Origin of the sequence: Mesorhizobium sp. M1A.F.Ca.ET.072.01.1.1 (genome assembly GCF_004023325.1) — a bacterium.
GTDB lineage: Bacteria > Pseudomonadota > Alphaproteobacteria > Rhizobiales > Rhizobiaceae > Mesorhizobium.
Genome location: NZ_RZSF01000036.1, coordinates 24,382 through 34,367 on the forward strand (window position 1 = coordinate 24,382; position 9,986 = coordinate 34,367).

7 protein-coding genes are annotated in these 9,986 nt (G+C 57.5%); 3 read left to right on the forward strand and 4 right to left on the reverse strand.

What is annotated here, in order from left to right; translation table 11 throughout:
• Positions 1–8: 8 nt before the first annotated feature.
• From EOA32_RS08180 to EOA32_RS08195, 4 genes are all read right to left on the reverse strand, one after another.
• Entirely contained in the window at positions 9–1,418 is a 1,410-nt protein-coding gene (locus EOA32_RS08180; protein WP_128371434.1) for an aldehyde dehydrogenase family protein, read from the reverse strand.
• A gap of 153 nt (positions 1,419–1,571) precedes the next feature.
• The gene (locus tag EOA32_RS08185; RefSeq protein ID WP_128371435.1) at positions 1,572–2,975 is read right to left on the reverse strand and encodes an aspartate aminotransferase family protein; all 1,404 of its coding nucleotides are present in this window, start codon (positions 2,973–2,975) and stop codon (positions 1,572–1,574) included.
• Between the two features lie 122 nt (positions 2,976–3,097).
• The gene (locus EOA32_RS08190) at positions 3,098–4,459 is read right to left on the reverse strand and encodes an ArgE/DapE family deacylase (protein WP_128371436.1); all 1,362 of its coding nucleotides are present in this window, start codon (positions 4,457–4,459) and stop codon (positions 3,098–3,100) included.
• Between the two features lie 365 nt (positions 4,460–4,824).
• Positions 4,825–5,259 carry an Lrp/AsnC family transcriptional regulator gene (locus EOA32_RS08195; protein ID WP_281013432.1) on the reverse strand — a complete coding sequence of 145 codons (435 nt, stop codon included), beginning with the start codon at positions 5,257–5,259 and terminating at the stop codon, positions 4,825–4,827.
• A gap of 234 nt (positions 5,260–5,493) precedes the next feature.
• Here EOA32_RS08195 and EOA32_RS08200 point away from each other — a divergent pair, with 234 nt between their 5' ends.
• From EOA32_RS08200 to EOA32_RS08210, 3 genes are read left to right on the forward strand one after another with little or no spacing between them, the layout of a single operon-like run.
• Positions 5,494–6,750: a sarcosine oxidase subunit beta family protein gene (locus EOA32_RS08200; protein WP_128371438.1), complete on the forward strand. Its 1,257-nt coding sequence runs from the start codon at positions 5,494–5,496 to the stop codon at positions 6,748–6,750.
• Between the two features lie 9 nt (positions 6,751–6,759).
• On the forward strand, positions 6,760–7,026 hold the full coding sequence (locus EOA32_RS08205; protein ID WP_128371439.1) for a sarcosine oxidase subunit delta: 267 nt from the start codon (positions 6,760–6,762) through the stop codon (positions 7,024–7,026).
• Complete coding sequence (locus tag EOA32_RS08210; RefSeq protein WP_128371440.1) at positions 7,023–9,986, forward strand: sarcosine oxidase subunit alpha family protein; 2,964 nt, start codon at positions 7,023–7,025, stop codon at positions 9,984–9,986. The genes EOA32_RS08205 and EOA32_RS08210 overlap by 4 nt, the downstream gene beginning before the upstream one ends.

Here is a 9,986-nt window from a genome sequence, read left to right on the forward strand (position 1 = left end):
TTGCTGTTTTATCCGCGGTTGATACAAACAACTTTGGGCTGGGTCATTTCCTCATAGGCGAACCGCACGCCTTCCCTGCCCATGCTGCCGTATTTAGAGCCTCCGAACGGCATGGCATCGAACCGGTAATCCGAGGAGTCGTTGATCATCACCCCGCCAGCCTCGATCCTGTTTGCCGCCTCAAGCGCGACAGACAGGTTGCTGGTGAAAATGCCGGCATGCAGACTGTATTCCGGCTGATTGGCCATCTCGATGGCTTCGTCGAGGGTCCTGAAAGGAGCAAGCATGACCACCGGCGCGAACACTTCCTCATGCCATAGTCGGCAGCTCGTCGGAGTGCCTTCGAGAACGGTCGGGTGGTAGAGAGAGCCTTCACGCTTGTGGCCGCAAAGCAGTTTGGCGCCGACGTTGATAGCGTCATTGACCGCTGCTTCGGTGCGTTCGGCGACCTCCTGCGATATCATCGGACCGACATCGGTGTCCTCCTGGAAAGGATCGCCTGCCTTTAGCCTTTTCGTTGCGCCGACAAAGGCATCGCGGAAGCGTTCATAAAGCTCGGACTGCACCAGGACACGTTGAGCGCCGATGCAATTTTGCCCGGCAGCCCAGAAGGCGCCTGAAACGCAGCCTTCGACCGCTTTGTCGAAGCAGCAATCGTTCATCACGACGACCGGCGCATTGCCGCCCAGTTCCATCGCGAGCTTCTTGAGCCCGGCTTTCCGGGTAATGGCTTCTCCGGTGGCGAAGCCGCCGGTAAAGGAGACCATGCGGACGTCTCGCGCAGCAACCAGGGCTGTAACGAGCTCTCTGTCGCCGTGAACAACCGTAATGATCTCCCGCGGCAAGCCCGCCTCCAAAAGCGCGGCGACAAGATTAATGGCGGAAAACGGTGTCAGATTTGACGGTTTGAGCAGCACGGCATTACCGCCGGCGATGGCAGGACCGAGTTTATGAGCGACAAGGTTCAGGGGATCGTTGTACGGGGTAATGGCAGCGATGATGCCAAGCGGCTCACGCGTGAACCAGCCCTGACGCAGTTCTGATCCTGCATAGGCGTCGAAGGGCACGATCTCGCCGGCGTTGCGTTTCGCCTCTTCGGCGGAAAGCTTCAGCGTGTTGACGCAACGAAGCACTTCCTTGCGGGCCTGATTGATCGTCTTGCCCGATTCGCGGACGATGGTCTTAACGAATGTATCACGACGACTCTCGACAATTTGCGCGGCGGACTCGAGGATACTGGCACGCCCATGCCTTGGCAGGTTGCGGGAAATCTCGGCCCCGCGATGAGCCCCCGCCACAAGTTCGCCGATCTCGCACGCATCTGTTGCATCAACCGTGCCAACATCCGATCCGTCATAGGGGCTATTGACGGTGATCGTCGCCAAGCTGGTCGTGACGTGAAGTTTTGCAGCGGTCATAAGCCGGCTTCCTCTTTCGTTGTGGCGCGCCCTGCGGCGGGTCCCCAGGCTTGCCGGACAGGCGAGGTTCAAGTCGCTGCCCCACCAATTCCCTGCAACGAATTTGATCATGCCTGGGCAGTTGGTATGATCGGTACGAGCGCCCGTGCTCAGTCAGATCTTCTGGCCCTCGATAACAAGGTCGTCGATCACGCTACGCACCGCCTTATCGGCAATCTCGACAATCTCGTCGACTTCAGCCTTGGTGGTCACGAGCGGCGGCGCGAAGCCGAGGATGTCGCCATGCGGCATAGCGCGGGCAATGAGGCCGCGCTCACGCGCCGCCTTTGAAATGCGGGCGCCCACCTTGAGCGTCGGATCAAAACGCTTGCGGTTGTCGCGGTCGGCGACGAACTCGATGGCACCCATGAGACCGACGCCGCGGACTTCGCCAACGATCGGCAGCTGCGCGAACTTCTCCTTGAGCTGCGCTTGAAAATAGGCCCCCACGTCGCGAGCATTGCCAGGCAGGTCTTCCTTCTCAACGATATCGAGCACAGCGTTGGCCGCGGCAGCCCCAATCGGGTGACCGGAGTAGGTGTAACCGTGTGAGAACGCACCGACCTTGTCAGCTCCGTCTTCCAATACCTTGTAGACTTGCTCGCCAACTATGGCCGCCGAGAGCGGGAAGTAAGCCGACGTCAGACCCTTCGCAATCGTGATCAGGTCGGGCTCGATGCCGTAATGCTGCGAGCCGAACATGGAGCCGGTGCGGCCGAAGCCAGTAATGACCTCATCAGCAATGAACAGAACATCATGCTTCTTCAGCACGGCCTGGATTGCTCCCCAATAGCCTTCCGGCGGAGGCGTGATGCCGCCAGTGCCTAGTACCGGCTCGCCAATGAAGCCGCCGACATTGTCCGGACCCAGCTGTTCGATTAGCTGATCAAGCTCTTCCGCACGCCGGGCCGAGAATTCGCGCTCGGTCTCCCCAGGGTTAGCGCCCCAATAGTGATGTGGAACGCCCGTGTGAACGATATGCGGCAGCGGCAAGTCCCATGTATCGTGGTAGAAGCTCATTCCGGTCATCGAGCCGGAGATGACGCTGCAGCCGTGATAGCCGCGCTCGCGCGAGATGATCTTCTTCTTGTTGGGCTTGCTGCGCAGGTTGTTGTAGTACCAGACAAGCTTGGCTTGCGTCTCGTTGGCGTCGGATCCAGACATGCCGTAGAAGACCTTGCTCATCCTGCCAGGCGCCATTTTGACGAGACGATCAGACAGGATCGCCAGCTCGTCCGTCGTATGCGCCGCATAGGAGTGGTAGTAGGCCAGACGGAAGGCCTGGCGCGAAATCGCCTCAGCGACTTCGGTTCGGCCATAGCCCACGTTTACGCAGTAGAGTCCGGCGAACCCGTCGATCAACTGATTGCCATGAGCGTCCTGAATCCGGATGCCTTGGCCTGTTTCCACGATGGTCGGGTCGCCAAGCTTGCCCGAGGCAAAATCCTTAAGCTGCGTAAAAGGATGCAGGACAGAGTTTCTGTCCTTTTCGCTGATGTCCTTGATGTTGATCGTCATAAGACCTGCCTTTCGCTGCCGCATCTGCGGCCAGAAATCTGGAAGGTGACCGAACCCTGCTTGGATGGGAAAGCGCAGAACATCAGGGACCTTTCGCTTCGACGTATGCCGTCGGTAGAAAGCTATGCCTGCTCGACCGCGACCTCTATTCCACACCAGGAAGCGGCAAATAAAGCTATAGCCTTGGTCACACGCAACAGCGACGATAGGCTCACGCGCTCATCAACGGCATGAATGTGCTCGGCGACGGGTCCGTAGACAAGGCTGGTCATGTTGCCGTGTAAGGTGAACACTGCAGCGTCGAGGTAGCAAGGCATCACAAAGCGCTGAAGTTCCCGTTGGGAACTTTCAGCCAGGGAATGCGCTCGAGCCAGAAGCGCTTCCGCTTCGCCTCCTGGCGTAAGAACATATCCGCTCTGCTTCACGCCGACCCACTCGATCTCTGGCTCGGGACATCCTTTCAACTGCGGGTCGTTCGAAAATGCCTGTCTGAGGAACCTCTCAAACCTGGAGGCTCGCGCCTCTGCCACCTCGCCGGGGTAGAAGCCGATCCGGCCTTCAAAACGACACTCGCTTGGCACGGAGGCAAGCCACTCGCCTCCCGATATGGTGCCGATCGTCAAAGCTATTGGGTTGTCAACGCCAGCGAAATCGGGCTGAGATATCGGTCTCTCCGCAATCCACTCTTGCTCGAGCTGGCGGAGACGCTCGATAGTGCGAATAGCGATATCGATCGCGCTCCTACCCGCCGCAACCTCGAAAGGGTGCGCGGGAACCCCCCGGACTGTGATAGCAAATTTCAAGACTCCGGTATTCGCGCTGACAAGCTTCTCGTTCGTAGGCTCCGAAATCAGAACTGCATCGGCGTGGAAACCCTCGGCTAGAACCATTGCCGCTCCATTGCCCGTGGTCTCTTCTTCAATCACTGACTGGAACTGAACTGGACCTTTCAGTTTATAGCCCGCGGCCGATAGCGCATCGAGCGCGAACAGGTTTGCCGTCAGGCCAGCCTTCATATCGCCGGCGCCGCGGCCATAAAGCCAGTCCCCGTCGCGAGTGGCCGAGAACGGCTCATATTTCCAACGGCTGCTTGTGCCGACCGGCACAACATCAACATGTGCGTTGAGCGCTAGAGACCTACCGCCTTGGCGCGGCGTCCGCTTCAATCCTACAACAACGGTCGAATCTTCGAGGGCAAAGCTCGTCGGTGAGAAAGCCGGATCTTTGCCGATACGATCCGAATCGATCGCGAACCTTTGCACGTCATAGCCACGTTTCTGGAGCGCGTCGGATACTATCCCTTGAACGCCTGCTTCCATGCCTCGCAGGGAGGGGGTACGGACCAACTGCGTCAAAAACTCGACCTGTTCATTGAAACGGCATTCAACTGCCTTGATGATCCGGTCGATATCCGAGGGCGCCAAAGGAGAGCTGTCGAGTGCAATACCACCAGCGGGATGCGGCACAGAACTTCGTTCGGTCACGTTTGCTCTCCTGACGTATCTAATACGATGTATCTCTACCCAGTGCGCAGCGTAAAGCTAACGTCTGCTGTCGACATGGCATATTTTTTGCACTTATTGCTAAGGCGACTTTGGCACTTTGATACCTTCGCGGCGAAAGGGGCGTTTCAGAAACGTGACGTTGTTCGTGGCGGCGGATGTGGGCGCAGCCCGCGCCTATAGAGACCCTTGTATCGCGGGCAAGCACCAACAAAGTGTACGGATAAACGTATGCCTATGGAATCGAATCGTGCCGCGCCGGCGGTTCGACCGGTGTTACTGCCCGGCGACAAGCCTAGACGTCCAGGCAGACCGTGGCGGATAACTGCGGAAGGATACGAATGACGTTATACTGCCCCAAGCAAGATACTGGTCTCTGTCGAGGCAACTCCGTCAATGCTTCGTACTTCTCGAAGTGCACGGTCGAGATCGGAAAGGCTTTCGGCGCGGAGCTCTGCGATGTAATCCCAGACCCCATTCGTCGTATAAAGAGACACAACTTCAGGAATTCCGTTGAGCGCCTTGATGAGCGCCGCGGGTTTCTTGCTAGTGGTCCTTACCCCCATCACTGCGCGCAAAACCGTCTCGTCCAGTTCTTGTCGAGTGCGCACCGTGAATCCGCGCACTGCACCGGAAGATATCAACCGGTCTAGACGCTTCTGGATCGTGCCTCTCGAAACCTGCAGTTTCGCAGCAAGGACTGCAACTGGCATTCGCCCATCCTGGCGCAGAAGCGCTATTAGTCGCCTATCGAAATCGTCCAATGCTCCACCTCTGACAATCTGCCCACTTTGATATCGCAATCTGCAACCCAATACTAGCAGTTCGTGAGCAAATCGGTGCTTTACGCCAGCCATGGCGCCGAAGTAGAGTCTCGAAGGTCAACCCTTGCGGAAAGCCGATCTTTCACTACAGACGTAATTCATTCTGAAGATGTCGGTAGAGCTCCCCAGGGGGTGGGGGTAGACAGGATTTGCTCCCGGCAGGGTATCGCGTCCGACTGTGCGGGGAATTGCATGAGTCACTATTCCGCCTTTTCCATTCTCCGCAATGGCCTATCTGGCAACAAACACTGGGCGCGTGCTTGGCGCGATCCGGCGCCGAAGCCAGCTTACGAGGTTGTCATCGTGGGTGGTGGCGGTCATGGCCTTGCCACCGCCTACTACCTCGCCAAAGAGCATGGAATTCGAAACGTCGCCGTCCTCGAGAAGGGTTGGCTCGGGGGCGGCAACACGGGTCGCAACACGACTATTGTTCGTTCAAATTACATGATGCCCGGCAACACCATGTTCTATGAGCGATCGATGCAGCTTTGGGAAAATCTAAGCCAAGAGCTAAACTACAACGTAATGATGTCGCGGCGCGGTTATTATTATCTGTTCCATTCGCCGGGGCAGGGGGATACGGCACGTCGACGCACCAACATCATGCGTGCTAACGGCATCGACGCCGAACTTTTCGATCGCCCAGAGGTCATGAAGCGACTTCCGTACCTCGATTACTCCGAGAACGCGCGCTTTCCCATATACGGCGCAGCATACCAGGGCCGCGCCGGTACCGCACGCCATGACGCAGTTGCTTGGGGCTACGCACGCGCGGCTGACAGACAGGGGATCGATCTCATCCAGCAGTGTGAAGTGACCGGCTACCTATGGAACGATGGACAGATAGTTGGAGTCGAGACAAGCCGTGGCCCGATCCGTGCAAGCAAGGTAGCGCTCGCGGTTGCTGGGCACACTAGCCATCTGGCAGCCAAAGCAGGACTTCGCCTGCCGATAGAGACACACGTCCTTCAGGCATTTGTCACCGAACCGCTGAAGCCTTTCGTTGATCACGTGATAATATTCGGGGCGGAGCACTTTTACATCAGCCAGTCTGATAAGGGCGGGCTTGTGCTAGGCGGCGATCTTGATGGGTTCAACTCCTATGCTCAGCGCGGTGGACTGCCAATCCTCGAGCATACGCTTCAAAGCGCGAAAGCATTGATGCCATCTCTCTCGCGGCTAAGGCTTTTGCGGCATTGGGCGGGTGCCATGGATATGACAATGGATGGCTCTCCCATCATCGGCAAAATGCCCGTCGACGGACTTTGGCTGAATGGCGGCTGGTGCTACGGCGGTTTCAAGGCGACACCTGCATCGGGATTTTGCTTCGCTTGGACTATTGCAAGAGGAGAACCGCATCCGGACAGCGCAGAATTCACGCTGAAGCGCTTCGAGCGCGGTTACCAGATCGATGAAACGGGCGCCGGCCCCCACCCAAAGGCGCATTGAGGTTCGCCCATGCTGAGGATTGAGTGCCCGGTCTGCGGGCTTCGGGACGAAACTGAGTTTGCCTACGGCGAAGATGCTACTGTTCGACGACCAGATATGGACGAAACGGATGTCAAGATTTGGCATGACTACGTGTTCATACGCGATAACCCTCGCGGTCCGCATAAGGAATACTGGCATCACGTCGTGGGGTGCAGACAATGGATTCGGGTTGAACGCGATACACTGAGCCACGAAATCCTTGGTTCTATCTTGGCTCGCGAGGTGGCCGCATGACAGCGCGACGGCTTCCAAGTGGTGGACGTATCGATCGGTCTCGTAAGGTCCGCGTCCAATTCGACGGTCGGCCGTTGCCGGCATATGCGGGCGACACCCTAGCCTCAGCTTTGCTCGCAAGTGGCCAGAAGATTTTAGGTCGCAGTTTCAAATATCACCGGCCCCGCGGCCTGGTTGCAGCGGGTGTTGAAGAGACAAATGTGCTTGTTCACCTTCGGGACCGCGATCGTCATGAGCCCAATACGCAGGCAACGATGGTGGAAGTCTTCGAAGGTCTGACTTCGACGTCCCAAAACGCTTGGCCGAGTCTTCGGTTTGATCTCGGCGCAGTGAATGGGCTCATGTCGCGATTCTTCGGCGCAGGCTTCTACTACAAGACCTTCATTGGCCCCTTCAGCGGGACCAAGTTTTGGATGTTCTGCGAAGGTTTTATCCGCAAGGCCGCTGGAATGGGCCGGGCCAAGGTGCTCGCCGATCCCGATCACTATGAAAAAATAAACGCTTTCTGCGATGTCCTAGTCGTTGGTGCTGGTCCCGCAGGAATCGCCGCTGCGCTCGCGGCAGGTCGCAAGGGCGACAGTGTCATTCTGGTTGAGCAGGACTGCGCCATTGGCGGATCACTTCTCAGCGAGCCGGCTGATTCGCCGCCCGATGCGTGGCTCGCGAAGGCTGAGTTCGAATTCAAAGATCTTCCTAACGTTCGTGTGCTGACGCGTACCACGGCATTCGGTGCATATGACTGTGACGTGTTCGGCCTTGTAGAGCGAGTACAGGATCACTTGCTCGCGCCTGAGCAGGGAAGACCACGGCAGCGTTATTGGGTTGTGCGAACCAAGCGGGCCGTCTTGGCGACCGGCGCGATCGAACGACCCATGGTTTTCGCCGGCAACGATGTACCCGGCGTAATGCTGACCTCCGCTGTTCGGAGTTACCTGAACCGGTATGCTGTCCTAGCTGGGGAAAGGATCGTCGTAGCGACAAACAATGACAGCGCCTACACCGCTGCCATCGAACTCGCGAATTCCGGTGCCATAGTTACAATTTGCGATATGCGCAACGAAATCCCCGCACAACTTGGCCAGGAGGCGAAGCGCGCGGGCATAGTCGTTTGGCCCGGTCATGCAGTCCTGAAAGCGGAGGGTGGGAAACGCGTAAAAGCAGCACAGGTTGTTCCCGTCAGGCGCGATGGTAAAGCGATCGGCAGAGGCGTACGCGTCGATTGCGATATTGTCACCGTTTCCGGTGGTTGGACTCCAACTCTGCATTTGTGGACCCAGCGCTTCGGAAATCCACAATACGACAAGGATCTGGACGCATTTGTACCGACGCCGGAAAAAGGAGCGTTCACATGCGTTGGCTCGCTCATCGGTTCCCCATCGCTTCGCGAAGCTCTCGCCCAAGGCGATAGGGCCGGCGGAGGTACCGGAGAGGAACCCGGACTATTTGGCCGATCTGATTTCTGGGGTCGCAACCTTCTGCCGGTGGCTATCATCACCAAGGCAGATGGTAGCATTCCCGGTAAGGCGTTCGTGGACTTCCAGCATGACGTGAAGCTGGCTGATATCGATCAGGCCCACTTGGAGGGGTATGTCTCGGTTGAACATCTGAAGCGCTATACAACCTCAGGCATGGCGGCCGATCAGGGCAAGACTTCGAACCTCAACGCACTTGCCCGCATGGCCGAATTGCGAGGCCTTACCATGTCCTCCGTTGGCACCACGACCTTCCGCCCACCGTATACTCCGGTCACCATTGGCGCCATCGTTGGCCATGATCACGGTTTGAATTTCCGCCCAACCAGACTTTCAACCATCCATGGCTGGCATGAGGAAAATGGTGCCGAGATGATCGACGCGGGTGCGTGGCTGCGGCCATGGTACTATCCGACCAAGGGCGAAGATATCAATGACGCTTATGTTCGTGAAGCCGCGCACGTACGCAGGCATGTCGGCATTGTGGATGTGTCCACGCTCGGTAAAATCATAGTGCAGGGACCTGACGCAGCGGAATTCCTCAATCGCGTTTACGTGAACGGCTTCAAGACGCTTCCCATTGGAAGGCTACGCTACGGCGTAATGCTGCGCGAGGATGGCTTCGTGTTTGATGATGGCGCAACCGCGCGCCTTGGCGAATGCGAATACTTCATGACGACCACCACAGCGAATGCGGCTAAGGTGCTGGCCAACGCTGAGTATCTCCTTCAGACCACCTGGCGCGATCTTAGGGTGCATGTCACGTCGGTCACAGACCAGTGGGCGGCTATCGCGATTGCTGGCCCGAAATCCCGCAGCGTTCTGAGCGATTTGACAGGGACAGATCTGGGCAATGACACACTACCCAACAATCACTTCACTCATGTCAAGATCGCCGGAGTGGCTTGCCGCCTTCATCGCATGAGCTACTCAGGTGAGCTGGCCTATGAGCTTTATGCTCCAGCCAAGCGTGGCCGTACGATCTGGGAGACTCTTATTGCGGTCGATGCTTCATATCAACTCAAGCCGTATGGTGTCGAGGCGATGGGCGCCCTGCGCATCGAGAAAGGCCACATCGCCGGTTCGGAAATCGATGGGCGCACGACCCTGAAGGATTTAGGTCTGGAGGGCTTCGCTTCGGGCAAGAAGCCCTTTGTTGGCTCCGTCCTGCGAAAGCGTCCTGTCCTTTTAGACGCAATGCGCCCTTCGCTAGTAGGACTAGAAATCGCCGGCGATATTGGCGCGCGGGCAGGCTCCCTTCTTTATGGGCTAAATGCTCCCACCAAGGGCCATGGTGAAGGCTGGGTGTCTGCTGTGACATATTCTCCAAGTCTCAAAAAAAATATCTCGTTGGCGCTTCTGTCGCGGGGACCGCAGCGTTTCGGCGAGACGATCCAGGTCATCGATTTCGTGGGCAATCAAAGACTGGAAGCGAAAGTGGTCTCCCATCATTTTTTCGACCCTGAAGGACGTCGCCAGAATGGCTAG

Coding starts and splice junctions, on each gene's coding strand:
- EOA32_RS08185 (WP_128371435.1), bottom strand. CDS start 2,975: ATGACGATCAACATCAAGGACATCAGCGAAAAGGACAGAAACTCTGTC.
- EOA32_RS08210 (WP_128371440.1), top strand. CDS start 7,023: ATGACAGCGCGACGGCTTCCAAGTGGTGGACGTATCGATCGGTCTCGT.
- EOA32_RS08205 (WP_128371439.1), top strand. CDS start 6,760: ATGCTGAGGATTGAGTGCCCGGTCTGCGGGCTTCGGGACGAAACTGAG.
- EOA32_RS08200 (WP_128371438.1), top strand. CDS start 5,494: ATGAGTCACTATTCCGCCTTTTCCATTCTCCGCAATGGCCTATCTGGC.
- EOA32_RS08180 (WP_128371434.1), bottom strand. CDS start 1,418: ATGACCGCTGCAAAACTTCACGTCACGACCAGCTTGGCGACGATCACC.